Genomic DNA, 26,306 nt, shown 5'->3' on the forward strand with positions numbered 1-26,306 from the left:
GTCACCCTGCGTTCCGCGCTAGGCAGTCAGATTTTGGTGCCGGGGGACGATGTTCTTGCGTCGGCGACCCCTAACCCTGTTACGGGCTGCGGGTGTCAGCGCTTCCCCGGCAAATCAGGCGCGTCGCGCGGTACGCTCGTTCTCAACCCACCGGCGAAAATCGTGGCGGTCATTGGGCTCGGGATAGACCCGCACCGGCACCGCACGAGCGCCCACGTCATGGTACTCGGTCTCGATGAGCTTATCGACCTCGGCTAGGCGCACGCGGCATTCGAAGATTCCTTGGCAATCATTCCAGACTGCCCACTGCTCGTCGCCCCGATACCGCATGTAGCAACACAGCGGGCAGAGCGTTGGAAACCGCTTGTCGTCGCTGATGCGCCCTCGCTTGTCGGACGGGTCGAAGAAATGTGAGCACTCCTCACAGATGATCCGCGTCATGACCGGCTCCCGTACAGCTTCGCCCCGATCCGCTTCAACTCTTCCCTGTCCACCCATGACAGCCGTGGGTCATCCACCTTTGCCACTACAATGCCCTGGTTCTCGAAGGCATGGCGCTTGATGGACTCGGTGTCTATGCGCCGGCCGATCTCGCGGGTGGGGTAGTTGGTCCGCATTATCGGCCCCCGACAACGCGGAAGCAGTAGTACCAGCTATGCTGAGCACGGCATTCTTGCCAAAGTGACACCTGACTCCAAACAATCACCGAAAGGATGATGAGCCCAAAGACAGCCGCAACTGCTACGCCACCGTTTCCCCTCATCACGCCACACCCTCGTTACGCCACGCCTGCAGCTTTCGCATTCTGGCGTTTCGACGGTCAAGGGCCTTGGCGAAATCGACGACCGCCTCTGGCGTTGTCAGAAGGTCGCGGGACTTTTCGGTTCGATATCCGGGGGTGAACTTGATGGGCGCGGGCTTATCGTCGCTTCGCCCCATCGTGCCACTGACACATGCCAGATTTGGGGTTTCGTGTCTCACCCATTTATCGTCGGGAAGGCGCACCACGAAGCCCTCCATACGAAAATGATCTGAAATCGCCTCCACGGTGGCATTTAAACGCCTATAGGCCGTAGGACGAGCCCATCCGCGCTTGACGCAGCGGGCGCCGAAGTCCCAGCCGTTCGCCCTGCAAAACGCCCACGCCCAGAGAATGTGCCGGCGCTTTTCATCATCTATCCGCGTTGCCGTCCACTCAAGACATTCCTGGTGTCTTGAGATGGCGCCGGATGATGCGCGGCCCTTCCACTTCTCAGCGTTGTCCAGTCGGGCTGCGTCGTCCCAGCCGGCCTTGTCTTCCTCGTCATAAAAATATTCTGGCCAATATGCCTTGGCTGTGGGGCCTTTGGCTGGGGCGAGGAACCTTTCGGTATGAGCTGCCTCAACAAACCGCGCCCTGATAATCTCCGGTTCGAAATTCATAGAAGCTTCTCCTCTTTGCCTTCGCCAAATCGCTTTTGCATCAACTCGGTAATTTTGGAGGCCACACCATGCCTTTCAGGCGGCGCCCCGTTCGCTTCCTTCGATGCCGCCCATACCTCGCACAGGTCGATTTCATCGAACGCGGCGAGCCATTCAAGCCCTCGGGAAGGCCATCGCGGGTTGGCCAGCATCACGTCGCTGATCGCCCAGATCACCGGCTCGACAAGAGCCATCCGGTTGTTCTCGCTCTCCATGATGGTTCGGAGCAGCAAGATCAAATGGCCCTCGCCATAGCGCCGGCGGATGCGCTCAAAGGTATTCCCGCATTTCGTCGTCCCAGGCGTGCGGGTGACGTGCGGGGGGATCACCTCAATCTCGAGTTCGGCGCAGATGCTGGCGAGTTCGGGGCTCATTGCGCCTCGTGAAACCGCATCGTTGCCCCGTGGAACGTCAGCGTCCTTTGCTCAAATGCTTTGCCGCGTCGACGTTTCAGGCAGATCACCTCCGCCTGGTCCTTGCATTTCCACATGTCGGATTCCCATTTGGTGGTTTCCGCTTCTGACCGGCCATCGGGCTTGTTCCGGCGCAGCCAGTTCTTGCGCTGCCATAGGCCGACAATCCAGTCGCAGTCACGCTCGAGCGAGGGCGCGTCGGCGTCGAGCACGTCAGGGGTTGGATCATCCCGCCGTTGGGCACCGCGGGTACGCTGGGCGAGTACGATCACGGGCACCTTCAGGAATTTTGCCAGCTTTTTCAGATCCCGCGTGATCTCCGCCATGCGCTCAAACCGATCGCGGGGCTTGCCTTCCGCCTTCACCTTGTCGAGTTGGTCGATAATAACGAGAGACAGGCCGATGGTCCGTTGCATCCCCAACGCCTGCGCCTTGATCTGCCGAACCGTCATTTCCTCGGCGTCGATGATGTGGAACGGCATCGTCCGCAGTTCTTTCTCGGCGCGGACGATCTCTTCCCATTGGAAGGCGTCAAAGGCCCCTTCGTGAATTTGATTGACCGATATTCCCGAGACCGCCGCCAGCTCGCGAGCCGCCATCTGTTCGTCGCTCATTTCCATCTGGACGAACATCACGGGGCGGCCAGCCTTCGCGGCATGAATGCCGATTTGTGCGGCAAGCGCTGACTTTCCATCGCCCTGGCTAGCGATCACAGCGCCCAGATCAGAGCCGAGCATCAAGCCAAGGATTTCATCCAGCGACGAAATGCCGGTGTTGAGGCCTGACACCACGTCGCCCATCTGGGCGCTGTTTGCATGGCGGGCGACGTTGGCGGCTATCTCGCCGATCGGCTTTGGCCGCATCGGTGATGCTACGGCCATGATGGCATGCAGTCTCAGCGAGGCCTCTGCGGAGATATCCTCTGCCGGCCTATCGTTCTTCCCTGTTTCCTTGTGAAGCCAGATCGAAAGCGCATCCAGCCGCTTGAGCGCCGAACGCTCTGCAAGGAACGGCGCGTAATCCGTCGCGCTCCCCGCCTCTACCGAGCTTTCCTTTAACGCCATTAGAACGCCGATGGCTGGGCCTATCTCGTCGAACTCTTCCGGGAGATTGGCCTGCAGCGCGGTGATGGTGACTTGCTTCCCGCGTTCGGACAGGTCGCGTATCGCCGTGAAGATATCCCGGTGATGGGCAATCGAGAATTGATCCGCGGTGACGATATCGTTGACTACGAAAAATTCGTGCGGCGAGCGCAGCAAACAGCCTAGGAAATTTCTCTCGTTAGCGGTGGAATCGTGGATCATGCTAGGCCGTGGTCTGCCGGGGACATCGCGGCCGGGGTAATGGCGACCTCGATGCAGTCATGGTCCCGACGACTCCCGCAGGACTCGCGCCAATGACGCTCGATCTCTTCGTCGGTGGTCCATGCATAGATCGGGCGCCGAGCGGTCGTCACAAGCCAGTTTACCAAGGCGCCGCGCCGTGTCGGACTGACGGTCGCAACTTCGATCAGGCCGAACGATAGGATCGCATATCCGGTTACGCTCATGCCACCTCCCTTGAATGTTGCAGCCAAAGATCGTTGTAATCCTGCCCGGGCCCCGGCTCTGCCGCGATGGTGACTCCAAGGCCTTCGCTCAGCAGGCGGGCGCGCAATGTCTCCGCTGCTTTGCGGCCAGCGGGCACCGTCGGCACAAACTCGTTGCCTTGTTTGCGGATAGGCGCGTCTCCATCGGGGAACAGAACCACATGCTCGACGCCAAGCGGCAGTTCGATTCCGATCAGGCCTGACGTCGAGAGCGCGGCCCACACGGGATATTTCCGCCCAATCAGATTCCACGCGCCAAGGGCGGACTCGACGCCTTCGGCCAATCCGATCTTGGGACCGTTGCCTCCGATCCTGACAGCGCCGCCACCCGCGGGGCCTAGCCCGAGTTTAGGCGCTTCAACATCCATTTTGCGCCCATCGGCTCTCAGATAGATTCGCCAGACCGCGCAGGCCTCGCCGCCCATGTCGTCAACGCGGCAGATCAGAGCCGGATGCAGGCCGGACTTTTTCGGATAAGGCAGGGTGGGGTGAAACCGCAGAGGCCCGCTAATATCCGGCATGACGCCGCGGCTGGTTAGGTATTTCTCGGCAATGGTGCCAAAGATCGAAATGGATGCGCCCCAGATCCGATGCGCCGCTTCGCGCGTATCATCCTGGTACTGCTCTTCCTGCTCTTTGCGCTTGCGCTGGGCGTCCTCATTCGCAAGCCGGCGTCTGTTGCGCTCTGCTTTTTCAGCATCGCTCAGGGGCTTGCTGGGGCCGTTTGGCGGGGGCTCTCCAGCAAGCACTTCCGAGGCTTCCTTCCACGATAAATTCCCGATGTGCATCGTCATCGTTATTGGCGATTTGCCCCCGCCATGGCCGCGGCAATGCCAATTTCCCTTTACGGGATTGACGGCGAATCTGTCTTTGCCATTGCAGAAGGGACAGGCGCCGACAAATTCATTGCCGTGCTTCTTCAGTTTGGCGCCGAACATCTGCGCGGCGGCTAGAAGACCGACAGCTTCAGCCTTTTCTTTCCATGCTTCGAAGCGGTCGTCGGAGGCGCGGGTCATGCGACCCCCGCAAACATCTTGAGTTGGCTCAGATGCCCGTTAAGCCACCAGCCAACGCCAATCGATTCCGCAGCATCTAGCGACTTCAAGCCGGGATAGAGTTGTTTCGCGATCACCATGGAGGCGGCCTTATCTGCGTGACCATTCCCGGTGAATGCCGCCCGCCACGTTGACATATTTACTTCTTCGCAAGGGATATTGAGGGAGTCGCAAATCTGGATTGCATGAGCGCGAAAGCCATAAGCCCGGAGATATGTCGCCATGCTCGACTTCGGAGAAAGCTCGCCCTTACGATCGATCTGCGGAGTTCGGAGCGGTTGTTCAATCGCCACATGCTGGACGCAGTGAGAAACAAGCATCGCCCGGAACCAGATTCTCCAGTTTGAGAATATCTCCGGGTCCGATTTACCTTTTGCGCGGAAGGCCTCGGCATGTAGGACTTTCGGTCCTTGCAATATTGCGGCACCCGTACAAGTAGCCAAATCGAACCCGGCTATGACGATCATGCGGCCCTCGCGAATTCGCCGTGATATTCACGGGCTGCTTTGCAATAGGCCTCGTGCGCTTCTTGTGCCGTTACAAAATAGCCGAGATGGACCTTCTTGCCTCGGTGCATGATCTCCGCGCGAAATTTTCGGTTACGTTTGTGCACGCCCTTGAAACCGCTTTTGTTATCTGAGTGCATCTGCTGGTTACGGCTATTCTCAGTCCGCGTGGCAGCCCTCAAATTGCAGATTCGGTTGTCCGTCCTGTTTCCGTTTATATGATCAATCTCGACCTCCGGCATGACGCGGTGCGTCAGCAGCCAAGCCAGACGATGTGCTAGGACTCGACCAACCCTGGTATTTATTTGAATGTAGCCATGGTTTGCGACGCCGCCTGCGCGAGCGCCAGCCTTGGCCCCGCTCGCGCCCTTGCCATTCCTACCTCGATCTATCCTCCAGAATAGATGCCCAGTCTCCGGCTCATATCGAAGTACATGGTCCACTTCTTCGAAGGTTAAAGTGCGATTGTCAGGGGATTGCATCAGTCCTCATCGCCTTCTTCGTCCGCTTCCGGCTCAGCCGCCGCCTTGGCCTCCAGCTTCTTGAACGCGCTGGCGAGAATGGCCTGCCCGTCATGCCAGCCGGTGAGCCATGCCTGTTCGTTCGGGCTGCCGGCTGCGTATGGTGCAGAGCACGTTTTGCCTTCAGCGCCGGCGATCTCACCTTCGGCCTTGGCCTTGTCGACGCCGGGAGTCCGGTCTTCCATGTTGAGCGGCAATTCCGGTTGCGTGCCGACCGGATGCCCCAGGAACCGCGCCACCTCGATCTCAGCGCGCCGCTGTTCAACCAATTCCCCGTCGTGGTCGTTGCGCACCTTCAGCGCGAAGTCGATCACCTTGGATGTGAAACCGTGCGCGATGATCTTCTTTCGAGCCGTCCGGATATCTTTGACGGCCTCGTTCTTCCGGTCGATCAGTAGTTCCAAAGCGGTCAGGCCGTTGACGAGCAGTGCCCGCTTTTCGGATTCCGTCAGTTCAAGATCGTTGGAAATGGAATGGACTATCTTCAATGCTGGCTCTGCCATGGTGGCTCCTATGGTTGTTTCGGAAACGGAGGTCGGCAATCGCAAATCCACTCCATCGCTACCGACCAATTGCCGTGATGGGTGCCGTTTAGAATTGGGCGCGCAATCCAGCCGCACTGCAGCCAGTCCGGTACGTATTCGTGACGGACGAACCGGAAGAACATGATCTTCATTCCGCCGCCTGCCCCTCTATTCCTGCAAAGAGAGAGCCGGGTTCGAACGGCGCTTTGTCTTTGCCGAGTTGTTTGACCATGTGACGGGAGCCCTCTTCCTTGCCCATGAAGGCCGCTTCAATGCGCGCCCGGGCGAGGATGGCGTATTCCGGGTTTAGTTCGATGATCGCGCTATCTAGACCGAGCCGCGCAGCTACAAGCGCGGTGGTGCCGGATCCGCCGAATGGGTCCAAGACGCGACCGCCTTCGGGGCATCCGGCCTTGATGCATCTCTCGGCTAATTCAGGCGGGAAGGTCGCGAAATGTGCCTCTGCGAATGCCGAGGTTGGTATTGTCCAGACATTGCGAAGGTTCTTCGTTTCGCCAACCAGAAAATTAGCAGCCGCTCCATTCCCAGACGGAGCGATTCCCAAACCGTTTGCCTGCCCCTTGGAAAAGGACTTCTCGCCCAATACGATTGTCTTACCGGCATGGGTTGCCCTTTCTGCCACTGCAGCATGATCGTAGAAGTATCGCGGCGATTTAGAGAGCAACCAAACCTTCTCATGAGACGTGCCAGGACGATCCTTGATGCTCTCCGGCATCGGGTTTGGCTTGTGCCAGATGATTTCCGAGCGGACATACCAGCCCGCTTCCTGGAGGGCGATGGCAAGGCGGTTCGGGATCATGCAAAGGTCTTTAGCCTTCAGTACGCCTCCGATGGTCGAAAACGGCTTGTCGCGGAACGTCCGGTCATCGTTGCCCGCGGCCTTGGTGTCGGCCGCGCTGCGTCCGTTCGGTGATGTGGCGTAGCAGTCGCCATAGTTGAGCCACAGCGTTCCCGTTGGCTTCAGGACGCGACGGACTTCCTCGAAAACTTCCACCATGACGGTGAGATGTTCGGCAAGCGTCGGCTCCAGCCCGATTTGATGGTCAACCTTAACGGCTCCGCACTTCCCGCATCCCGACCGATGCGCCAGCAATAGCTGTGCTGAATTGGTCGCGGCTGATCCCGGCAATTGCGCCCGATCCTCATTGCGCCCTTCCCGCATGGTCGGCGAACGGTGATCGCAGTCCGGATCCCCACCCTCCCATCGCCCGGTGCCGTAATCCCGCAAACCCCAATAAGGCGGAGACGTCACCACACAATCGAAATGATCGTCCGGCAACGTCTTGAGCATTGCCCGCACGTCACCGAGCAGCATCGTCACCCTGCCATCAAGAAACGTGGTTGCGGTCATTGCGCCATCGCCCAAATCAAAAACGGGAGTAACCCAATGGCGAAAAAGAAGAGCATCCCGCCTATCCCGCCGGTTTCGTCGTTCCACCAAATAAACTTCAACAATTCTTTGGTCTCAGCGCTCATGCCGACTCCAGCGACGCGCAGGACGTAGTTGACCTTGATATCCCCACAGGACCGTTACGTGGGTTCTTGAAGAAATAGCCACGCTCGTCACAGTCTGGGCACGGATCATCAACGCAAGCGCCCATGCCGCATTGATGATTTATACGACCGATGCCCTCGCAACGCGGGCAATCCCGAACCTTGGGGCCAAACAGAAACTCAGCGATGCGCTCTGATAAACTGCTCATCGCGGCATCCTCCGTCCGCCATCTTCCATCAGTAGAGGGATGTATTGGCCTGCGATTGGACACCGCTGCAAGAACCAGTCGTCTTCTTCGCCATAGGCGACCAGGATCGACGGAGCTCCAGCGTTCGCCTCGGCGCGCTTGCCATCAACGTGATGGAAATGGAGGCGGCCCCGCAAAAACAGGATCGATGTTGCTTTCGTCCATATCGTTTCGAAAAACAGATCGGTTTCGGTGCGGGCGAATATCAGCGCGGTCCCGACGCCATGCTCAACCATCCGCCGCATCCAGGGGCCAACAATCTTAGGACCGCCGTAGGGAGGATTGAACCACACGCGACCGTGCCACGGCTTGAGCAAGCCGTTATCGGCGACGGTGTAATGCTCTTTCGCCATTTCCCAAGGGCGCGTGATCGGCGCGCATGGGTCTAGGTCAAAGGATTGCGGGCCGCCTAACGCTTCGATTATCTCTGGAGGTGTCAGCCACTCGTCTTTGAGCATTTGCGCGCTTTGATGCCCGCCCATGCCAGTCAAACGGCCCTGCCCCTCGATGCTCATGCCGACTCCAACCCATCCCGCACGAATTGATTGACGGCGGTTTCCAGATTGACCCTCTCTGCAATGGCGTAGCGAATGAGCGCCGCCCAAAGCGAAGGGCTGATTTCCACGAGTGTTGTTTCAGGCTCGCGGGTTTCGTCTTTGACGAGGGCAAAATTCATCGGCTCATGCCATCGCAAGGAAAATTCTTTGTAGCTGTGGACAACGAAACAGCTAGGAGCGGCCAAATAAGAACGAAGCCGATGCACCCCACGAAGGTTGATTGGCGCTCTTTGCAACCGCGTTCGATGTTCGACCCAATCGAAACGACCAAGATGCCAACAAGGAGATAAGCGCACGTCGCTTTCGTGGTGATCATAGTCTGACCCTCCCCGGCTCGGGATCGCCGCAGATGATTGCTGTCAGATCGCGCTGGGCTGTGTATCGCCGCGCCCTATCTTCAAGCACTTCAAGCGGAATGACCGGCGCCCTGTCCGTCACATGATCGATCTTCATTCGGATGACGGGCGGCTGGGCCAGCCTCTTCATGCGGCGCAAGCTGGCGCGTTCTTCTACCGAAAGGCCGAGATAGCGATACCTGGATTTTACGGCGTGGATTGTTCGATTGATCTTGTCCGCGATCTGTTGATTCCGTTTTCCCTCTCGCATCATGGCGAGCAGGGCTTGATCTTCCTCAATGGTCCAAGATCGGCCGCCGACCGGATAGGCGTTTGCGTAGGGATTATGCGTGCTCATGCTGCGGCCCTTTCGGATGCTGTGCCGGGGCCAGTGCAGATGATGTGATGTCCAGCGCAGAATGAGAATTTGGAATTGGTGAGCATCGGTAGGCCGCAAAAGACCGGCGCGCTCATGTCATCGTTGCAGATGAACCGGCAATGGTGGGATTCCAGCGCGTCGACGCCATGAACATTTGCGGATCTGAAATCTTCCGGGCGGAACGCTACTATCTTAAGGCCTGGATTGACGCTAAATTTCGCTGCGCGGCGCGGCATGTCGACCGGGAGTCCAGCCGCTAACCGCCTTTCTAGTCGCCGCTCTCTTGCGAGCTTCTTATCGCGGTCGCGCTGTGCGCGCTTCGTCGCGGCCTTTTCTTCCTCTGTCTTTTTGGGATGTGCTGCGGGGAACAACCGATCGATCTTTCCACATATCGCGGACCTTGTGAAATTAGATCCGGTTTGTTTGTTGATCCTGTCCGCGATCTCGCCGCGCTGTACGCCAGCCTCGCGCAACTCCTTCAAAAGCGCGATGCGCTCTTCCGTCCATTCTTCGCGATGGATGTTATTTGTCATTTTCGTTCTCGGGTGTGATGCAACGGGACGCGGGGAAGGCTTAGTTACTGGACGCGGTTAGTCACACTGGTTCTTATGGCTCATCAAACATTCGGAAAGCGGCTTGTTGAGTGCCGTCGATTGTCCAAGCGAAAACACAATCCAAACTGCGGCAAGCGTTACTAGACCAACTGCTACTGGTTTCATCACATGGTCCTTGTATGAGTGGGATGCGGAACGCTTACTTCTCGACGATCTTGAGGCCGGCTTTATCAATAAGCGCGATGGCTTCGGCGGCGCCGGCAGTAGTCCATCGGCCCTCAATTAATGCCGCATAGGCCATTTGCTGTGCGCTCTTCGGCTCATCAGGCTTGAGCACGCCAAGATTTTCCAGAGCCGCGACGAGTCTCAGGGGCGTGAAAAACCATTCCTGACTAGGATGGTTGAAAGTGAAACACTCCTCGGCCTTTTTGACCGCCTCATCCCGCGTCATGCTCTGTCCTTCTTGCCGAACTTGACGTCGCGATCGGTGCCCTGCGCCAACCAGAGCGTTTGCTTTTCGCCAGACATGATCTGATCGCATTCTGCAATGCAGTCGCGCGCGCGATTAACGAGGTCTTGCAGCTCGGTTCGGATGCGCCGGGCCTTGGCGATTGAGAGGGCATCACCATCGGCCATCTCGGTGACTGCCTGGCCGAATTCCTTAGCCAGCGTCGAAAGATGTTGGTGCATTCCTTTTGGCGCGACGTGGCGATCGGCAGCTTGAATTTCATAACCCTCAAGCGCGGCCAAGGCCGATAGCATGATGGGTGCCCCGGCAAGGCGGTCTGCCTTAATGACCTCGCCGGCTTTCAGGTACAGCCGCTCTGACATTGCAACTGGCGTGTTATCGGTGTTCTGCAGGCGACTGATCTTGCCGGGGTTTGTTTCCAGTGCGGCTGCCATATGCGCCCCGCCGCCTGCCGCGGTGACGGCCTCGGCAAATGCCATGCGGATCGCGATCTCGATTTCAGTTAACGGCTTCATTGCCGGTGCCTCATGTTGCTGAAAAGTTCCATGTAGTTATTGCAATTGTTCCATCAGCCAATGCGCGGTTTATTCCCGCCCATGAGCAACGCATATTTCACTACAGAAGCCCGCCGCGCCGCCCTTTCAGGCACCCGGCAGATGATCGCCGATGACCAGTTCACCGCACTGGTGGCGCTGCTGGTTGATTGTGACGTGGTGCCGAGATGCGTCATGGCGCACACGCTCGATCGGCTGGCAAACGATCTGAAGGCGAAGGCCATCGGCGAACTGCAATCCGAATTTCAGATTTATCCGCCGGAGATTTTTGATCGGGCGCGCGAATTGTCGGCGCAAGCGGCGATGCTCCGGCGCATGTCATGATCGTCATGACGCGCTCCGTAAAACTGCGGGGAAATGTGCCGCGCTGGCACACGACGCAACGCAGCTACGATTTTTTGTCGCAGCATGAAAATTTCGTAACGGAAATCGCGAAGTTGTGTTTGAATGTTCCTTCGCTCTTGGCTGGGGACAACAATGAACGAAGAAGAACTGGTCGCGCAAAGCGGCTGTGCGCCTACGATGTACTTCGATGGCTTCGGCTACTTCAGAAAAATCAACGGTGTGCTGCGCTGTGTCGGCTTTGTGTTCGGCAGTGGAGCGCAATTGAATCTTGTTATTTCGCTCGCTGGCGCCGATCAGGCCCAGATCGATACCCAGCGCGCACTTCGGGAGGATGCCACCACGAAGGGCATTCAGATTTGGAGCGGATGCGAGATGGCTCATTGAGGTCACGCGGCCGTCTCCGGCTTTTTGATGTGCATGAAATCGGTCGGGGTAACTTCCCCGCCGGTTTCCTCAAAGATTTTCTGGGCGATCTCTTTGCGCGGCCAGAAGTCGCCGTCGCAATAACCTGTGATCGATTGCGGGGTCACGCCGATGCGCGCCGCGAAATCAATGCGCTTAACTTTTTGCCGGATTAGCCAGTCTGCCAAATGCATGGCCAACTAGTAGCATTACTGAAAATGAGCCGTCAAGCAGTTTTTCAGCGTGACTACGTGGTTCTCTCTCGCGGTGCGGGGGAAAATATCAGTATGGCTAGGACCACGAAAAACCGGGTTGTCCCCCGCTTCAAACCACAGAGGCGGCGGATATTCCTGAAGGAATGGCGCAAGTACCGCGGCATGACCCAGGAACAGCTTGCGGAAGCGGCTGGGATGGTCGTGAGCAACGTTGCCCAGCTCGAGCAAGGCCGGCAAGGCTACAGCGACAAGGGGCTGGAGGCGCTTGCTGATGCCCTCCGCTGCACGCCCGGGCAAATCCTGATGGTCGACCCGACCAGGGACGAGGCGATCTGGTCGATCTGGGAAACCGCGAATCAGGGCGATCGGCAAAAGATCGTCGAGACCGCCAAAATCATCACGGGTAAGACGGGGACGAACGACCGCTAGTTCCAAATAACCGGAATTTTGGGCTCTTCTAGCAGCACGCCGAGATCGTCTTCCTGGACAGTCTGGCGGAAATCGGTTTCGTCGCGGCTTCCTTTGCCCATATTGCAGTCCTCACAAAGGATCTGGAGGTTCGATCGTACAAGCCGGAGGTGCCAATAGTGGCGAATCGGCTTGACGTGATCGGTATGTATCCTCACCTCCGGTGCCTTCGCCCCGCAGCATTCGCACTTCCGGCTGCGCTCAAGTTTTGCATCGTAACTGAGCCGTTTCCACTCCCAAGAGGCGTAAAACTCGCGAATCGCGTCTTCCGATGGTCGGCTCATGACCGGCGCGCTGGCCGCGGCGTTTAAATTGGCCCGGCGGAACTCCTGTCTGGCTGCCTTCTTTTCCTTTTTGGCGGCTAGTTTAAACTTCCGTAGCTTCTTTGCTGACAATGGAGCGGCGGGCTTCGGAGATGGCGCCGGCAGCGGAATGTAATCAGGCTGGTTTTGGGAAAGGTTTAGCTTTTGCGGGACGGCCGGAAACTCGTTTATGCGAGGCTCCAAGTCTCTGTGTTTGTGCCGTTGTGGGTGGGGGATTCCATGCGAGACGCGAAATTGCTTGCAAAGCCGCCGCCTCTCAGCCTTTCCAAGCGCATCGATCGATGAAGCCAGTTCAGCAACATTTTCGGCCTTGACGGCGTAAACCTCAAAGCAAAGCCGCAGGAGTTCAAAATTGAGAACTTCAGGGTTCTTTTTGATGCGATATTCCAAGTAAACATTCGCCGCACCAAGGTATCCTAGTAGCTTCGCCTTACTACCTACATCCATAATATAACTCTTTGTTTTATCTTATCTTTCTAAGTACTAGATCATTGGTGGGGATGGGTTTGTGGGGCCAACACCCCCCGACCCCCCACAGGCAAAAGCCCATGGTCTGGGTAGGAGGAGTCAGCCCTTCGCCTAGATCACTGGAGCCTGGATCGGGACGGAGGCCTTTCTCGGCGTTTTCCCCAGCAGCACATCCGACAAGGGCAAGCCCTCACACCCTGCGCTACCGGACCCTTCGCTAGGTAAGCCCCGACGCTTGCGCGCCCGGCCATGACGAATCCGGCGACCCCCCTCTAAACCCCCGGCAAAATACCCGCAAGAATTATTTTCAGTATGGCTACTAGTTTCCTGTTGCATCCTAATTTCAGTGGTGCTACTAGTTCCCCATCAGATCGGGGGAGCCACCATGAAGCCGCTCCCCAGCAGACCAGCCGATGGGGGACCGCAGATGATGCGACGAGGACCATACAAACCCTGCTTCAAGTGCAGCGGCATCGGCAAAACCGGCCAGACGATCTGCGCCTACTGCGAGGGCTACGGGTCGATTTCGCTGAAGATCATCCAGAAGTCTCTGAAGCAAACCAACGAGGGACTGAGGGTCCCGCTGCCGATCTCTGATCGAGGCAATGATGCGGGGAGCGTTTTCGAAGGGGATTTAACATGAAGCAGCCCGCCACCAAACCAGACTGGCGCAAAGACCACTGGCGCCAGTACGAATCCCCGGCGGATCACGCCGAGCGCGTAGAGCGAGCTGAGGAAACCGCAGGCCGCTATTTCGAAATGGCCACGGTGCGCCAGAAAGCGGCCTACGACCTCGCCATGGCCGATCTGCGGGGATTGGATGCTCCGAGGTACACGCGCGCCAGAGCCGCCGCTAACGCCGAATGGGCACGGTCTACAGCGGAGGCTGCCGATCTTTTCCAGATCACATGCGACGAGATCATGGTGCATGCCGAAGTCCCCGAGGAAATCGCGGCGCTGTGGGATGATCTGGAGGCGCGTGAAGTCGTGCTTCGCAACGCGAGGGCTGCGTAAATGACCCGTTTCATTCTTGAGGGCGAATGGTCCGGCTACACGTCGTCGCAACAGCGTGTCGTGCATCGCGAGATCATCAACAACAAGCGCGCGGAACGCCTGCGGCAGTTGCACAAGATTGTCTACACGGACGGCACGTCGTTGATGATCCGGGTTCGCGAGGCCGAGTACCGCGAGAAAATCAAACTCATCAATTCCTACGGCGAACTGATCCGCGATGCTGAGAAGCACGGCGGCAGCGTCGTCAGGGTGGCCGACCTTTGCGAGGAGACCGTGTGATGAAGCACAACATCAGCAAACTCTTGGACGCCAGCGTTGCCGCCACAATGCAGTGCCCGGATATTCTGTATCTCTGCAAGTCGGTCTATTTCGACGCCACCAGCGCCGGGACATGGGCCATCTCTGATCGCCTCCAGCAGGCGCGTGTAGCCACTGAAAAGCTCTTGGCCGCAATCGTGGCGGCTGAGGAACTGAGCGCGCAGGCGCCCGTCTCTGTCCCGGAAGCGCAGCCCGAACAGGTGCCAGCATGACCGCGCCCAAGATCATCACCAAATACGACCCGCCGTCGATCCCCGTGAGGGCGTTCGATTGGTCTGCCGTCACGGACGATTACGAACCGGGCCATCCCATTGGCTACGGCTACACCGAGGCCCAGGCGATCGAAGATTTGCAGCAGCTCTTGGAGGATGCGTGATGTTTCACGTTGGGCAGAAGGTCGAATGCATCAGGAAGGTCAACCCATCCGACGTCAGGTACGGCGAGTGCGTTCCTTTAAAGGGCGCGATCTACACTGTTAGGGATGTTATCGCTGATGATTCCGATGGCTCTCTAGGCCTGCGGCTCGAAGAGATAGTCAATCCGCCGCATCGTTACCGAGGAGGCACATCCGAATGCTCATTCGGTCAAGAGGGATTCCGCCCCATCGTCGATGACAAGAAGAAAGTCAGCTTCACGACCGGGGCCGATCCAGATTCCGAGCGCTGGGACAATCGCAAGAAGCAACCGGCAACGCGAGAGCGAGTGGGGACTGTGTGATGTCCGAAGAACTCGCCAGACAACTCCGCGTCGCCATCAGCCTCTTGAAGGGTTACGCCGAATACGACCGCCATATCGGGCATTTCGACGATGAGGCGTTCTGTCGGGAGCGCATCGCCAAGATGGATGAAGTGCTGGCCGAGTTTGAAGTGGAATCCACGCTTGAACCTTTCCCCGTCGTCGAGAGCGGAGCTTATTCATGAGAACCATCGCAATAGCGGTCGGGGCCGAATTGGTCGTTGTGATTTTCATCATCATAAGCGCCGCCGTGCTCGTCAATCTCGGCGCGACAGTTGCGGAGTTGTTTGAATGAACGACGCAAAACTAAAACGCCCCGTGTTCGAGCCCGCGCGGATCAGGGACATCTCGCTTGAAGTCTACAAGCTGAATTTGATCCGGGATTCCGGTGAAGGCGCTCCAGAACGGATGCTCGCCAAGGACGCAGACTGCGGATTGAAGATGCGCGGGCGCGCTGCAGCCTACGACAAGCTCACGCGGGCTTACCTCAAGGTTTTAGGGATCGAGCCATGAACAAGCACGAACCATCGCCCGTCGCTGAGCAAGAGCCGGATTTTTTTACGGGCACCAGCTTCGCCGTAAGCGAAATCGTCCTCGGCCTCAAAGTGCTGCAGGCCAAGGTCCGTAACCTCACGCAGGGCAACGATGCCGGCAGCTCGGTTCAGCAAAAGCTGGCTGCGGAGGAAATCTCAAAGGTATCAGGCCAGATCAAGATGATGGCCGACCTGATTACGCGCGTCACTGTCGCGCATTTGGCACGGAGGCCACGGGCATGAAGATTATCAAGTGGGATCACAAACCGATCAGCCAGCCAGGGATTTACTCGGACGTACCCATGTCCGCGTATCACGGCGCTGACCTATGCGACGGCCCGAGCGTTTCATCGTCGGGACTTCGGAAGATCGCCAGCCAATCGCCCGCCCACTATTGGTGCGAGAGCCCGTACAATCCAGACAGGATCGAGCGGGAGGAAACAGGCTCGCTCACGCTGGGGCGCGCCGCGCATCACCTTTTGCTGGGCGAAGACGATTTCAACACGCACTACATCGTCCGCCCTGATAAATGGGACTCATGGCGCAGCAATGACGCCAAGGCATGGAAGGCGGCCCAGGAAGCCGAAGGCCGCACCGTGCTGCTATCCACCCAGATTGAAGTCATCCGCGGCATGGCGCGGTCCCTCGCCGCTCACCCGCTGATCGATGCGGGGATCCTCAATGGCGCGATCGAGCAGACCATCGTCTGGCGCTGCAAGGATACCGGGGTCTGGCTGAAGGCCCGCCCGGACGCCATCCCGAACGACGCTGGCGACTTTGCGGACCTCAAAACCACCACCAGCGTGCAGACGTCGGACCTCGCCAAGACGATTGCGGAATTTGGTTACCATCAACAGGCCAGTCTCATAGCCTCCGGTTGGCATGCGATCGCAGGCAAGGACATTGAATCCTTCTCGTTCGTGTTCGTCGAGTCCAAGCCGCCGTTCTGCACCCGCATCGTCACGCTGAAGGATGACGACCTCGCCCGTGGCGAGCGCCAGAACTTCGTCGCGATCAAGACTTTCGCCAAGTGCATGGAAACCGGCGAGTGGCCCGGCCCCGGCGGGGCCGACGCTGAATATCTCGCCCTCCCGACATGGGCGCAGACCCGCATCGATCATCAACTTGAACTCGCAGAGGCGTCGTAACCATGGCCGATATCGCACGGATTGAAGATCGCATCGACCGCGTTGCGGCAAGCACGCTGCAGGTTTCGGACGCCTTGGGTGGCCTTCGCTTCCAGAACATGGTCGAGGTTATGGAGTTTGCGAAATGCATGGCGGTGGCTGATACAGCCGTGCCCAAGCATTTGCGCGGCAACCCCGGCATGTGCCTTGCCATCTGCATCCAGGCGCTGGAGTGGCGCTTCTCGCCCTTCGCGGTGGCGAACAAGTCCTATGTCGTCAACGACCGGATCGGGTACGAGAGCCAGCTTGTTCACGCCGTCATCGAGCAGCGGGCGCCGATCGTCGGCCGCATGAAGCACCGCTTCGACGGTGAAGGCGAGGATCGGCGCTGCATCGTCACGGCTGTTTTGCGGGAGACCAACGAGACGCTGGAATACATCTCGCCGCCGTTCTCCAAGATCCAGCCGAAGAACTCGCCGCTCTGGAAAACAAAGCCAGACCTCCAGCTTTACTACAACACAAGCCGCGACTTCTGCCGGGCCTATTTCCCCGACGTGCTGCTGGGCGTCTATAGCCAGGAAGAGCTGCGGGATCACGTCGGACCCGACAACGCCAAGGACATCAACGAGCGCCCCAGCGTCGGCGATCGTCTGAAGGCGAAGGGAGCCCGCGGCTTCAACGCTTCACACGTCGAGCAACAGACGCGCGGCGTGGTCGATGAATCCACCACAACCAAAGGAGACGCCAGCCACAGCGAAACCCCGCAAGACGCAACACGACATGAGCAAACAGGACTGAATACCGAGAATGGCGCGACCGATGCGCACCGTCATCCTGATCGGGCAAAGACCTTGGATGACACTAGCACAGGAGGTCGCCATGAAGTGACCACTGCGGCGTCGGAGCCAGTTAGAACCTCCGACGCCCCCAATTCCAATTCGTCTGAGCCCCCATCTCAGACGGATACGCCCGCGGCTGAACAGGCCACCGAACCCCAAGCCGCGGGCAACCCATTGGAATCATCGGGCGCCTCCGCCGATGATGTTGACGGCGGGGATGGTGTTAGTGATGCGTCGCCATCCCCGTCACTGCCCTCAGAGGACTCGGAGTTATCCTTCGACTGGCGAGAGACCTACCTGAGAGGAATGGCGCGCGTAACCGATAGGCCCAAGAGCCTACCCAGCCGCCATACGGAGGCGCTGCAACTGATCGGCGGTAAAGCCAACGCCGAAGAGCAGGAATGGATGCGCGCTGTCTACAAGCTCACTGAGCGCCGCCTGCGGGGCGAGATCACCAAGGCGGATTGTGAAGCCGCGATCAGGGAGATTTCGTGATGGCCGAAACAATCCTAATTGCGGTTGCAGCCTTTCATCTGGTTGTCATGGTGTGTTTCACGAACGCGAATGGCTTCATCAATATATCGCTGTTCAAGGTCTATCCGATCATCTTGGCGTTCGGCCTTGGGTGTGTAGCGGTTGCTCGCTTCATGGGGTGGCCGCTGTGATCCTCGCCGTCGACCTCGAAACCAGCGCTCTCCCTGCAAAGGGTGTCCCGATGGACTCGCCCCAATTTCCTTGGGCGGTGTCTGCCGGCGCGGTGCTGTTCGACTTCGACGGCCACGATAGGGCCTGCTTTGGTTCTCGCATTCGGGCGGAGGGCCGAACTGTAAGCCCGGGCGCTACGGCGATACACGGAATCACGACGCGCGAAGCCGGGCGCGGCGGGATACCCGAGTTAATCGCCCTTGGCGTCATCTGCGCTTATGCGAGCGAGGCGAAATTCCTGGTTGGCTTCAATGTGGAATTTGACCGGGCGATCCTAGAGGCCGCACTGATCCGGCTTGGCAAGGACACCCGCAAACTTGTCCGCCCTGGACTCGCCGTTGTCGACCTAATGAAACCCGCCGCGGCGTTCACCAAATTGCCCAGCGAGCGCGACACGGGCGAATATCGCTGGCCGCGGCTTGACGACGCCCTGACCATCATACGCAACGAGCGCCCGCGCCAAGGCCACCACGACGCCTTGCGAGATGCCTACGCGGCCAAGCGGCTGTTCCTTTCGCTCAAGTCCCGCGGCGCGCTCGAGATCGAGGCTGCAGCATGAGCCGTGCAACAGATGAATGGATCGGAGCGAACGATGATCAGGCAATCCCCCCGCGCGTTAAGGTACGGGTATTCGACAAGTGCGGCGGACGTTGCGCCGATTGTGGACTGTCAATCGTCGGGAAGTTGCGACCGGCTTATGATCACACCATTGCGCTCGTTAATGCTGGTGAACATCGAGAATCCAATCTGCAACTGCTTTGCGTGCCATGCCACGCGGTCAAGACGCGGGCAGACGTTGCCGAAAAATCCGTGACGGCCCGCAAGCGCGCCAAGCACCTGGGCATCAAAAAGCCTCGGACGATCACCCGCTGGCGCCGGTTCGACGGATCAATCCGAGAAGCAGGACGCGAAAGATGACCGCCCCCGCCCAATCCACACCCCTAGGAGCCTAACCGATGTTGTACGAACTCGCGGAACGATGTGAGAAGGCGACGGGGCCGGATCGGGAGTTGGATGCGCTGATTTGGCGCGCAGTTTTTGCACCCGAAGGCAGCTACGTCGAACAATCTCCGATCAATGGGGCTTGGTGCATCTATTACGGGGTAAGCCCACGCAGCGGGAAGCCGTCGTTGTGGAACGGCTCGCACGTCCAGCCTGTTACCGAATCTATCGACGCCGCGAAAACTCTCCTGCTCGATTTTCTCAGTATCGAAATGACGGAATCCGCGGCGAAGCCTCAGTTCACGAGATGCCGCCTTTGGGATTGGCGGCGCTCCCCGACAATGAGCGACCCCGGAAACGAATGGAAGGCGGAAGGCAATCGCCCGCTGCCATTGAACATATGCGCCGCAGCTCTCCGCGCCCGTCTTGCCGCTCAATCTGGTCCCGCCGCCTCCGACCATAAGCAGGAGGGGTGAGATGGCCGATCACATCAATATTCAGCATCCAGAAAAGCGGGGCGTCGAGAGCCAGTACTACCGCGATCGTCTGGAAATCGAAAAGCTGCGGCTAGAGCTTAAGCAACTTCGCATGTGGCACGACCAGCTTGAGCGCGATCTGGATTCGATCTTCACACGGACGGCGGCGGGCAAAGAAACTGAACTGCATTACCCGGACGGCACCGTGTACGTCATCACGGGAGTTGAACGGCCATGACCCAACCACAAGACGGCCCAGAGTTAGACCCGCTCGAAATGTTGCTCGACGCCGCGCGGTTCATTGAGCGCGACAAGCCGGGCTGGGCAAAGTCAGCGCGCGCCGCCGTAGCTCAGGCCCGCCTCGCGCCCTCTGGCGCTGATGGGGTGCGGACCGCGTTGGAAGCATCCTCGCAGATGCTCGAATATCTACGTCGTGAAGCGCGGTCTTGGGGAAAAGATTTCACGGTCAATGTAGATCACGCACTCGACAAAAACCGCAACGCTCTTGCCGCCCTCTCCACCATCAAGCCAGCAGATGCAGCAGCGGGGCGGGAGGAGATTCGCGAGATCATCGCTTTCGTCTCTAGCCAACGCCAGCACTACATTGCCCCAGCGTTGCGTGATCAAATCCTAAATAAGTTGATCGCCCTCCAGCAATCAGGGGCAACGCCATGAAGCGGAAAGCAGTGGGGCTGAGTGAGGCGGATGGCTGGTCTTGCGATGAACGCGATCGAGCACAATGTCGAAACGCGCACGGCTGCCATTGCCGTGAAATAACCGAGCTTCTCTACGCCAAAAGGCAGAAGGGCGATGATGCATTCTACCGGTGGATCGACAAACTAATTTCCGCGAAGCGACGGGGCCGCCTCGCAATCTCTCCAGAAAGCAAATCATGAGCGAGACCCACACTGTTTTTGATCCATTCCTGGCGAAGAAGGTCGAGGTCAGCAGCCGCTTGGTTGACCGGCTTCGCGGACGATACGCCAGCGGGCCGACGATGCCGAACGGCGAACCTGAATTTGGCTGGCGAGAATTTCAGACGCCGCCAATCCAACATGAAGCCGCTGCCGAGATCGAGCGCCTGCGCGCCTGCCTCACCGCCGCCCTTGGCGATCATGTTGTGGTGCCGAAAGCCGCGCTCGCTTGGCTGCATGGCGAAGGCCCGGACGCTGACGGGAAATGGTTCGGCGAAGGTGAACTCGCGGCCGCACCTCTGGCTGGCAAATATCCGCGCAGATATTGGTGGCGTTCGAAATTCCGCGCCATGATCGAATCGCCCAACCCATCAGCGGGAGCGTCGGAACGATGAGCCGTTGGCTAGACGAACTCGGTTATAGCTTGTGCTGGCGAAGCGGCTGGCTGGCCGGTCTATGGGCGCGTATCTGGTATCACTACCGCTGCCCGTATCCGATCATCGCAGATCACAGTGCCCGCGCGTGTGTCGCGGCCGGTCATTGTGGATGCGATAACGGCCCGCGCTTGCTGGCATCAACGCCCCCTCCCCCACAACTCCCATCTACAGGGGAGAGTAAGCCGTGAGCAGGGCCCATCAACCGCTAAAAGCATCTGAGGTAGCCGCCCGCTATGGCCTTTCGGCGCGGCATTGGACTAGGCTTGCCGCCGCCGGCAAGGTTCCGGGGGCTTGGCAGCCGGTTGGCGCAAGAGGCCATTGGCTTTTCAACGCAGAAGCCCTCGATACATGGCGCAAGAACAACCTTAAAGAGGTGTCGCAATGGCAGGGCTTTACAAGCGGGGCAACATCTGGTGGGGCCGCGCCCAGCGTCAAAATAAAGAGCAGCGGGTTAGCCTCGAAACAGCGAATAGAGCAATTGCTGAAAAGCGTCTTAGGGAATGGCTCGGGGAACTCGATGCCATCAAATGGGGCGATAAGCCGAGGCGGACGTTTAACGAAGCTGCGGAGCGGTTCGTCCGAGAGCACATGATAACCATCAAGCCATCAACCGCGCGCCGATATGGCGACAGTCTGAAACACCTCGCCCTGCAATTCGGAGACAAGACGCTTGACGAAATCAAGAGTGGCGCACTCTCTGACTTCGAAACGGCGCGCCGGTCGGAAGGCGTCACCGCCGCAACGATCCGCCGCGACCTAAGCTGCCTGTCCGGGATCTTCACTTCGGCGATCGATTGGGAATGGATCGAAGACGGCGGGAATCCCGTCACGTCCTATATGCGCCGGCGGGCCAAGCGCGGGCTGAAGGAAGCCCCGCCACGGACTCGCTACCTGTCCCCCGAGGAGGAGGGCGCGCTATTGGCGGCGGCAACGGATGGGCCTCGGCTGGCTATGGCCTTAGCGATCGATACCGGCCTACGGCGGGAAGAGCTTTTCAGCCTTACGTGGCTTCAGGTGGACCAAATCAGGGCGCGCATTGCGACCACGGCGGCAACCAAGACCGGCAAAATCCGCCACGTCCCCCTGCCCCTGCGGTCGGCACAAAACCTGGCACAGTCGGCGCGGCATTTGGATTGCGCTTTTGTGCTCCGGAATCCGGACACGGGCACGCGATATCTGGCCATGAACAAGGGCCTCAAGGCAGCCATGCGGCGGGCCGGGATAGGCGACCTTTGTTGGCATGATCTACGCCGTACCGCGGCCTGCCGATGGCTCCAGCGCGACGGCAAAAGCATGGAAGAGGTCTCCACTCTGCTAGGCCATGGTGACGTGAAAATCACCAGCCAGCGATATGCGTTTCTCAAGAGCGAAGTGGTTGCGGAGAGTCTTTCAGGCCGCACAAAAACCGGCACAGGGACAGCGGTCTAAATCAAAGAAAGCTAGTAAAATAAGGCGTTTCTGCTACAATCTAAACTTAGGCAATGGGTTTTGTAAACCGAAGGTCGGGAGTTCAATCCTCTCAACCGGCACCATCACTTGTCCCTTAAAATAAAGAGTTTTTACGGTTCAGACTTCGTTCTGTTGCCTGTTTCCGTGTTGCAAGGCGTTGCGAGCCGATACAACGGCGCTCCGGATTGCCGAAGCGTGCCAAAATGGCCTACGCTGACATAAGGCCATCTAGCGAATTGGCTAAAGTTGGCCGCAGGGGGGATAAAAACATGGCTCCAGCAACATTACGGTCTCGCATCGTACTCGGCGCAAGCGCTGCGGCAATCATCGGCACCGCGGCGCTCGCACAAACGCCGCCACCCGCGCCGGCTCCCGCCGCTCCGGCAGCGTCGGCTTACCCGCCCACCGCGACGATCACCACGCCCGGTTATCCCGGCGTCGGTCCGGCCGATTCCAAGCTTCGCGTCGTCGGTTTGCCCAGCGGCAAAAAGGTGCATCTGCTCCCCGCCACGCTCGAAACCACGCAGTGGGGCTGGTTCGACAATGCCCAAGCGCCGGTGCTGCGCGTCAAGTCCGGCGACACCATCGTGTTGGAAACGATGATGCACAGCCACAATCAGGTGGTTCCGGGCACCACGATCGAAGAGATCAAAAAGACGCGTACGGATTTTCCCGGCCGCGGGCCGCACACGCTGACCGGACCGATTTATATCGAGGAAGCGCAGCCGGGCGACGTGCTCAAGGTGAGGCTCAACAAGATCGTTCCGCGCTCTTACGCGACGAACTTCAACGTGCCGGGAATGTTCGGCCAGTTCCCGAACGTCTATCAAGACGGCCAAGTCAAATATCTGTATCTCGACCTCGACAGCATGACGACCGAATTCCTGCCCGGCGTCGTCCTGCCGCTGCGGCCGTTCCCCGGCACAATCGGTGTCGCGCGCAAGGAGCCGGGACGCTACTCAAGCGTGCCGCCGGGAGAATTCGCCGGCAACATGGATATCCGCGACTTCGTCGCCGGCAGCTCGCTTTATGTGCCGGTGCATGTGGCCGGCGCACTGTTGTGGACCGGCGATTCTCATGCGGGCCAAGGCAACGGCGAAGTCAACCTCACCGCGATTGAGACCGCCTACAAGGAATTCAACATCACGGTGGAAGTCATCAAGGGCAAGCCGCTCGACTTCCCGCGCATCGAGACGGCGAAGTCATGGATCACCATGGGCTTCGACCAAGACATGAACAAAGCCTGGGCGCAGGCTAAGGCGCAAACCGTCAAGTTCCTTGCTGAGCAGCGCAGCGTCCCTCCCGAACAAGCCGAGAAATTAATGGCCAGCGTTTCCGATTGCCGTGTCTCGCAGGTCGTCAACGTCAAGAAAGGCATCCACTGCCTCAATCCAAAGAATGTGCGCGACAAGGAAGACATGGAACGCCCGACCAAAGAGACGTCGAAATATCTGGTCTCGCACGCCAAGGACGCCGACCTGAACAAGGCAATGAACGAAGCCTCGATGGGTATGATCAAGCTGCTCGAGTCGGATAGGAAGGTTGCCCGGCTCGACGCCTATGGGCTCGCCAGCGCGGCGATGGATTGCCGGGTCGGGGCAATCTCGGACACCGAGAAGAATGTCCATTGCCTGATGCCGAAGAGCATCTGGGTCGCGGACGGCAAGCGGTAACGAAAGGCATGGAAGCGCCGCCCCGCGCGGCCCTTCCTCATGTCAAATCCATGGTGTTGCGCTTCGCTGTCATCGCCACTTGGCTCGCCTTGCTGTCGCCGGGATTTGCGCAGGAGCGTATCCAAGTTGTAACCACTACGACCGACTTGCGCAGCCTTACAGAGGCCGTAGGCGGCGACCGGATCGCGGCGGTCAATCTCGTTCCGGCGAGCATGGATGCCGAGGACTATCAGCCCAAACCGCAGGACGTCCTGCGCCTCAAGAACGCGCACATGCTCGTGCGCGTGGGGCTCGACTACGATCTGTGGATCGATCGACTGCTGGTACAGGCTGGCAAGCGCGAAATTGCCCGCGGCGGTCCCGGCTATGTCGATGCCTCTTTTGCCATCGCCGCGCTGGAGCTTCGCGGGATGAGCGTCGGCCCCGGCGATGGGCACGCCCATGGCAGCGGCAATCCGCATTATTGGCTCGATCCCAAGAATGCGGAAATTATCACCGGCACGATTCTCGAGGCATTGGCGCGTATCGACCCGGCCAATGCGGCACGATACGAGGCCAATCGATTGGCCTTCCTCGCCCGCCTGCGAGTCAAGCTGGTGGAGTGGGAAGAAAAGCTGGCGCCGTTGAAATCCACGCCGATCGTTGCCTATCACAATAGCTGGCCGTATTTTGCGCGCCGCTTCCGACTGGATTTTGCAGGATTTATCGAGACCAAGCCTGGTGTGCCGCCGAGCCCCGCGCATCTTGCCGGCATCGTCAAGACCATGCGTGAACGCGGGGTGCGAATCGTCGTGCGCGAACCGCACGAGCCGGACCGCGATGTGGCGTTCGTGGCGAGCAAGGCCGGGGCTTCGGTTGTCATACTGGCCGCGTCGGTCGGCGCGCTGCCGGAAGCCAGCGATTACATTTCCCTTTTTGACGTAAACGTCGAGGCCCTGAAATCGGCGGCGGCCCGATGATTGACCCGCTTATGTTTCTCTGGCCGGCATTCCTGGTCGCGCTGTGTCTGGTCGGTATCCACGCCTATTTCGGCATTCTGGTTCTCGCGCGCAAAGTCATCTTTGTCGATCTGGCGCTTGCGCAGATCGCGGCGCTTGGCGCGACAGTCGCCTTCATGCTGGGTCATCCGGCGCAGAGCTTCGCGACCTATGGCTATTCGCTCGCATTCACATTGCTTGCGGCTGTACTGCTGGCCTTTACGCGGGCCTGGGGGACGCGGGTGCCGCAGGAGGCATTGATCGGGGTGATCTACGTCGTCGCGGCGGCGGCGGCCATCCTGCTCATCGAGCGCGCGCCGCAAGGCGCCGAACATCTCAAGCAAATTTTGACCGGAAATATTCTCACCAGCGGCCTTAATGAGGTTGCCGGCATTGTCCCGCTCTACGCCGCGATCGGGCTGCTGCACTGGCTGTTGCGCAGACAGATGAGTGGAACGGGGGCGCTTTTCTGGGAATTCGTGTTCTATGCGAGTTTTGGCGTGGTGGTGACCAGTTCGGTTGCGATTGCCGGGGTGCTGCTGGTCTTTTCGTTTCTCATCGTTCCCGCCGCCATCGGCGTCATGTTTGCGTCGTCGCTGGCAAGACAGATCGTGATCGGCTGGATTGTCGGCACGATCACCAGCGCAGCCGGCCTTGCCGCCTCTTTTGCTTTTGATTTGCCGACCGGCGCCGCCATGGTCTGCGGTTTTGGTGGCGCATTGGCCATCGCCGGGCTGCTGTACCCTTTTCTGCGGGGCAATCGCCAACATGCATTGCGCGTTGCGATCGCAACTGTCCGCTGGGGTTTTGCCGTAATCTTGGCGGGCTCGGCAATCCAACTGGCGGCAGCGCCGCGCGCCGACCAACCGCTCCTCGACATGATGGAAGTCGCGGCTCCTTCGTTGCGAGCGCTGTATTTCACCCGTGCCGAGCAGACTACCTTCGTGGAGGCCAGCGATTACGCCGAGCGTTACCACATGGAGGCCGAGCGCCTCAACAGTTTGGAAAAACGCAACCGCACCGAAGGCGTGGCGTTCGATGACGTCAGCGTTGCCCGAATCTCCTCGTTCCTGAAATCCTATGGGGAAATGCGAAAGGGCGAACAATTCGTCATGGGCGAAGTTCGCGCGCGGGCGCGCGAGCGTGTTCGATGGAGCGTGAGCTTGGGCTTGCTCGCGCTAGCACTGGCGTCTGCCCCAATTCGCTGGCGACGCCTTTGGACGCCTGGAATGGGTCAGGCTCGGTCATAGCGATGATACTCACCGCA

At 59.0% G+C, this 26,306-nt stretch carries 42 protein-coding genes; 23 read left to right on the forward strand and 19 right to left on the reverse strand.

The window, feature by feature from the left end:
* Positions 1-114: 114 nt before the first annotated feature.
* From N554_RS0102135 to N554_RS0102220, 17 genes are all read right to left on the reverse strand, one after another.
* On the reverse strand, positions 115-441 hold the full coding sequence (locus N554_RS0102135; RefSeq protein WP_029581965.1) for a hypothetical protein: 327 nt from the start codon (positions 439-441) through the stop codon (positions 115-117).
* Positions 442-762: 321 nt separating this feature from the next.
* The gene (locus tag N554_RS0102145) at positions 763-1,422 is read right to left on the reverse strand and encodes a hypothetical protein (RefSeq protein WP_029581967.1); all 660 of its coding nucleotides are present in this window, start codon (positions 1,420-1,422) and stop codon (positions 763-765) included.
* Positions 1,419-1,835: a hypothetical protein gene (locus N554_RS0102150; RefSeq protein WP_051677261.1), complete on the reverse strand. Its 417-nt coding sequence runs from the start codon at positions 1,833-1,835 to the stop codon at positions 1,419-1,421. The genes N554_RS0102145 and N554_RS0102150 overlap by 4 nt, the downstream gene beginning before the upstream one ends.
* On the reverse strand, positions 1,832-3,178 hold the full coding sequence (locus N554_RS0102155) for a replicative DNA helicase (RefSeq protein ID WP_081851075.1): 1,347 nt from the start codon (positions 3,176-3,178) through the stop codon (positions 1,832-1,834). Before N554_RS0102155 ends, N554_RS0102150 begins: the two co-directional genes overlap by 4 nt.
* Positions 3,175-3,423 carry a hypothetical protein gene (locus N554_RS0102160; RefSeq protein ID WP_029581970.1) on the reverse strand — a complete coding sequence of 83 codons (249 nt, stop codon included), beginning with the start codon at positions 3,421-3,423 and terminating at the stop codon, positions 3,175-3,177. The genes N554_RS0102155 and N554_RS0102160 overlap by 4 nt, the downstream gene beginning before the upstream one ends.
* On the reverse strand, positions 3,420-4,478 hold the full coding sequence (locus tag N554_RS37110) for a DUF7146 domain-containing protein (RefSeq protein ID WP_051677262.1): 1,059 nt from the start codon (positions 4,476-4,478) through the stop codon (positions 3,420-3,422). Before N554_RS37110 ends, N554_RS0102160 begins: the two co-directional genes overlap by 4 nt.
* Complete coding sequence (locus N554_RS0102170; RefSeq protein ID WP_029581972.1) at positions 4,475-4,984, reverse strand: RuvC family protein; 510 nt, start codon at positions 4,982-4,984, stop codon at positions 4,475-4,477. Before N554_RS0102170 ends, N554_RS37110 begins: the two co-directional genes overlap by 4 nt.
* The gene (locus N554_RS37795) at positions 4,981-5,505 is read right to left on the reverse strand and encodes an HNH endonuclease (protein ID WP_029581973.1); all 525 of its coding nucleotides are present in this window, start codon (positions 5,503-5,505) and stop codon (positions 4,981-4,983) included. The genes N554_RS0102170 and N554_RS37795 overlap by 4 nt, the downstream gene beginning before the upstream one ends.
* Positions 5,505-6,086 (reverse strand): hypothetical protein, encoded by a 582-nt coding sequence (locus N554_RS35265; RefSeq protein ID WP_156041736.1) that lies wholly within the window; start codon positions 6,084-6,086, stop codon positions 5,505-5,507. Before N554_RS35265 ends, N554_RS37795 begins: the two co-directional genes overlap by 1 nt.
* 130 nt (positions 6,087-6,216) lie before the next feature.
* Entirely contained in the window at positions 6,217-7,440 is a 1,224-nt protein-coding gene (locus N554_RS35270) for a DNA-methyltransferase (RefSeq protein WP_051677263.1), read from the reverse strand.
* The gene (locus N554_RS42610) at positions 7,437-7,565 is read right to left on the reverse strand and encodes a hypothetical protein (RefSeq protein WP_256378716.1); all 129 of its coding nucleotides are present in this window, start codon (positions 7,563-7,565) and stop codon (positions 7,437-7,439) included. The genes N554_RS35270 and N554_RS42610 overlap by 4 nt, the downstream gene beginning before the upstream one ends.
* Positions 7,566-7,788: 223 nt before the next feature.
* On the reverse strand, positions 7,789-8,346 hold the full coding sequence (locus N554_RS0102195) for a DNA N-6-adenine-methyltransferase (RefSeq protein WP_197033389.1): 558 nt from the start codon (positions 8,344-8,346) through the stop codon (positions 7,789-7,791).
* Complete coding sequence (locus tag N554_RS39500) at positions 8,343-8,507, reverse strand: hypothetical protein (protein WP_156041737.1); 165 nt, start codon at positions 8,505-8,507, stop codon at positions 8,343-8,345. Before N554_RS39500 ends, N554_RS0102195 begins: the two co-directional genes overlap by 4 nt.
* Positions 8,508-8,700: 193 nt before the next feature.
* Positions 8,701-9,081 carry a hypothetical protein gene (locus tag N554_RS0102205; RefSeq protein WP_029581976.1) on the reverse strand — a complete coding sequence of 127 codons (381 nt, stop codon included), beginning with the start codon at positions 9,079-9,081 and terminating at the stop codon, positions 8,701-8,703.
* A complete protein-coding gene (locus tag N554_RS0102210; protein ID WP_029581977.1) occupies positions 9,078-9,635 on the reverse strand; it encodes a GcrA family cell cycle regulator in 558 nt (185 codons plus the stop codon). Before N554_RS0102210 ends, N554_RS0102205 begins: the two co-directional genes overlap by 4 nt.
* Positions 9,636-9,855: 220 nt before the next feature.
* Positions 9,856-10,107, reverse strand: a complete 252-nt coding sequence (locus N554_RS0102215) for a hypothetical protein (RefSeq protein ID WP_029581978.1) — start codon at positions 10,105-10,107, stop codon at positions 9,856-9,858.
* Positions 10,104-10,604 (reverse strand): hypothetical protein, encoded by a 501-nt coding sequence (locus N554_RS0102220; RefSeq protein WP_156041738.1) that lies wholly within the window; start codon positions 10,602-10,604, stop codon positions 10,104-10,106. The genes N554_RS0102215 and N554_RS0102220 overlap by 4 nt, the downstream gene beginning before the upstream one ends.
* A gap of 117 nt (positions 10,605-10,721) precedes the next feature.
* Between N554_RS0102220 and N554_RS0102225 the strand changes: the two genes are divergently transcribed.
* Positions 10,722-11,003, forward strand: coding sequence for a hypothetical protein (locus tag N554_RS0102225; RefSeq protein WP_029581980.1), 282 nt, complete (start codon positions 10,722-10,724; stop codon positions 11,001-11,003).
* 153 nt (positions 11,004-11,156) lie between these two features.
* Positions 11,157-11,408, forward strand: coding sequence for a hypothetical protein (locus tag N554_RS0102230; RefSeq protein ID WP_029581981.1), 252 nt, complete (start codon positions 11,157-11,159; stop codon positions 11,406-11,408).
* Between the two features lie 2 nt (positions 11,409-11,410).
* Here N554_RS0102230 and N554_RS0102235 read toward each other — a convergent pair whose 3' ends face one another.
* Complete coding sequence (locus tag N554_RS0102235; protein WP_029581982.1) at positions 11,411-11,620, reverse strand: helix-turn-helix domain-containing protein; 210 nt, start codon at positions 11,618-11,620, stop codon at positions 11,411-11,413.
* A 24-nt stretch (positions 11,621-11,644) separates the two neighbouring features.
* On the opposite strand from N554_RS0102235, the gene N554_RS35275 reads away from it, so the two are divergent.
* Positions 11,645-12,070, forward strand: a complete 426-nt coding sequence (locus N554_RS35275) for a helix-turn-helix domain-containing protein (RefSeq protein WP_197033390.1) — start codon at positions 11,645-11,647, stop codon at positions 12,068-12,070.
* Here the strand turns inward: N554_RS35275 and N554_RS37120 are convergent.
* A complete protein-coding gene (locus N554_RS37120) occupies positions 12,067-12,822 on the reverse strand; it encodes an HNH endonuclease (protein WP_197033391.1) in 756 nt (251 codons plus the stop codon). The two genes, N554_RS35275 and N554_RS37120, sit on opposite strands and share 4 nt — an antisense overlap.
* 717 nt (positions 12,823-13,539) lie before the next feature.
* Here N554_RS37120 and N554_RS0102255 point away from each other — a divergent pair.
* The 20 genes from N554_RS0102255 to N554_RS0102360 all read left to right on the forward strand — a co-directional run bounded on the left by N554_RS0102255 (position 13,540) and on the right by N554_RS0102360 (position 26,289).
* Positions 13,540-13,914, forward strand: coding sequence for a hypothetical protein (locus N554_RS0102255; protein ID WP_029581985.1), 375 nt, complete (start codon positions 13,540-13,542; stop codon positions 13,912-13,914).
* A complete protein-coding gene (locus tag N554_RS0102260; protein ID WP_029581986.1) occupies positions 13,915-14,193 on the forward strand; it encodes a hypothetical protein in 279 nt (92 codons plus the stop codon). It begins immediately after the preceding gene.
* Entirely contained in the window at positions 14,193-14,444 is a 252-nt protein-coding gene (locus N554_RS0102265) for a hypothetical protein (protein ID WP_029581987.1), read from the forward strand. Before N554_RS0102260 ends, N554_RS0102265 begins: the two co-directional genes overlap by 1 nt.
* The gene (locus N554_RS39505) at positions 14,441-14,608 is read left to right on the forward strand and encodes a hypothetical protein (protein ID WP_156041740.1); all 168 of its coding nucleotides are present in this window, start codon (positions 14,441-14,443) and stop codon (positions 14,606-14,608) included. Before N554_RS0102265 ends, N554_RS39505 begins: the two co-directional genes overlap by 4 nt.
* A 340-nt stretch (positions 14,609-14,948) precedes the next feature.
* A complete protein-coding gene (locus N554_RS0102280) occupies positions 14,949-15,152 on the forward strand; it encodes a hypothetical protein (RefSeq protein WP_029581989.1) in 204 nt (67 codons plus the stop codon).
* Positions 15,153-15,258: 106 nt separating this feature from the next.
* A complete protein-coding gene (locus tag N554_RS0102290) occupies positions 15,259-15,480 on the forward strand; it encodes a hypothetical protein (protein WP_029581990.1) in 222 nt (73 codons plus the stop codon).
* Complete coding sequence (locus N554_RS0102295; protein WP_029581991.1) at positions 15,477-15,743, forward strand: hypothetical protein; 267 nt, start codon at positions 15,477-15,479, stop codon at positions 15,741-15,743. The genes N554_RS0102290 and N554_RS0102295 overlap by 4 nt, the downstream gene beginning before the upstream one ends.
* Positions 15,740-16,648 carry a PD-(D/E)XK nuclease-like domain-containing protein gene (locus N554_RS0102300; protein ID WP_051677265.1) on the forward strand — a complete coding sequence of 303 codons (909 nt, stop codon included), beginning with the start codon at positions 15,740-15,742 and terminating at the stop codon, positions 16,646-16,648. Before N554_RS0102295 ends, N554_RS0102300 begins: the two co-directional genes overlap by 4 nt.
* Before the next feature lie 2 nt (positions 16,649-16,650).
* Positions 16,651-17,961 (forward strand): recombinase RecT, encoded by a 1,311-nt coding sequence (locus N554_RS35285; protein WP_036052204.1) that lies wholly within the window; start codon positions 16,651-16,653, stop codon positions 17,959-17,961.
* Positions 17,961-18,131, forward strand: coding sequence for a hypothetical protein (locus tag N554_RS39510; RefSeq protein ID WP_156041741.1), 171 nt, complete (start codon positions 17,961-17,963; stop codon positions 18,129-18,131). Before N554_RS35285 ends, N554_RS39510 begins: the two co-directional genes overlap by 1 nt.
* A gap of 50 nt (positions 18,132-18,181) precedes the next feature.
* Positions 18,182-18,730 carry a 3'-5' exonuclease gene (locus tag N554_RS0102315; RefSeq protein ID WP_156041742.1) on the forward strand — a complete coding sequence of 183 codons (549 nt, stop codon included), beginning with the start codon at positions 18,182-18,184 and terminating at the stop codon, positions 18,728-18,730.
* Positions 18,727-19,089: an HNH endonuclease gene (locus tag N554_RS0102320; RefSeq protein ID WP_051677266.1), complete on the forward strand. Its 363-nt coding sequence runs from the start codon at positions 18,727-18,729 to the stop codon at positions 19,087-19,089. The genes N554_RS0102315 and N554_RS0102320 overlap by 4 nt, the downstream gene beginning before the upstream one ends.
* A 501-nt stretch (positions 19,090-19,590) precedes the next feature.
* Positions 19,591-19,827: a hypothetical protein gene (locus N554_RS0102330; RefSeq protein WP_029581997.1), complete on the forward strand. Its 237-nt coding sequence runs from the start codon at positions 19,591-19,593 to the stop codon at positions 19,825-19,827.
* Entirely contained in the window at positions 19,824-20,264 is a 441-nt protein-coding gene (locus N554_RS0102335) for a hypothetical protein (protein WP_029581998.1), read from the forward strand. The genes N554_RS0102330 and N554_RS0102335 overlap by 4 nt, the downstream gene beginning before the upstream one ends.
* 217 nt (positions 20,265-20,481) lie before the next feature.
* Positions 20,482-20,898, forward strand: coding sequence for a hypothetical protein (locus tag N554_RS0102340; protein WP_029581999.1), 417 nt, complete (start codon positions 20,482-20,484; stop codon positions 20,896-20,898).
* 226 nt (positions 20,899-21,124) lie between these two features.
* Positions 21,125-21,532, forward strand: a complete 408-nt coding sequence (locus tag N554_RS42855) for a helix-turn-helix domain-containing protein (protein WP_371259447.1) — start codon at positions 21,125-21,127, stop codon at positions 21,530-21,532.
* Positions 21,463-22,368, forward strand: a complete 906-nt coding sequence (locus N554_RS0102345; protein WP_371259450.1) for a tyrosine-type recombinase/integrase — start codon at positions 21,463-21,465, stop codon at positions 22,366-22,368. Before N554_RS42855 ends, N554_RS0102345 begins: the two co-directional genes overlap by 70 nt.
* A gap of 290 nt (positions 22,369-22,658) precedes the next feature.
* Positions 22,659-24,062: an acetamidase/formamidase family protein gene (locus N554_RS35290; RefSeq protein WP_051677268.1), complete on the forward strand. Its 1,404-nt coding sequence runs from the start codon at positions 22,659-22,661 to the stop codon at positions 24,060-24,062.
* 50 nt (positions 24,063-24,112) lie between these two features.
* A complete protein-coding gene (locus N554_RS0102355; protein WP_245283500.1) occupies positions 24,113-25,021 on the forward strand; it encodes a metal ABC transporter substrate-binding protein in 909 nt (302 codons plus the stop codon).
* On the forward strand, positions 25,018-26,289 hold the full coding sequence (locus tag N554_RS0102360) for a metal ABC transporter permease (RefSeq protein WP_051677269.1): 1,272 nt from the start codon (positions 25,018-25,020) through the stop codon (positions 26,287-26,289). Before N554_RS0102355 ends, N554_RS0102360 begins: the two co-directional genes overlap by 4 nt.
* Positions 26,290-26,306: the final 17 nt, after the last annotated feature.

Origin of the sequence: Bradyrhizobium sp. URHD0069 (assembly GCF_000701345.1) — a bacterium.
In the GTDB taxonomy this organism is placed as follows: domain Bacteria; phylum Pseudomonadota; class Alphaproteobacteria; order Rhizobiales; family Xanthobacteraceae; genus Bradyrhizobium.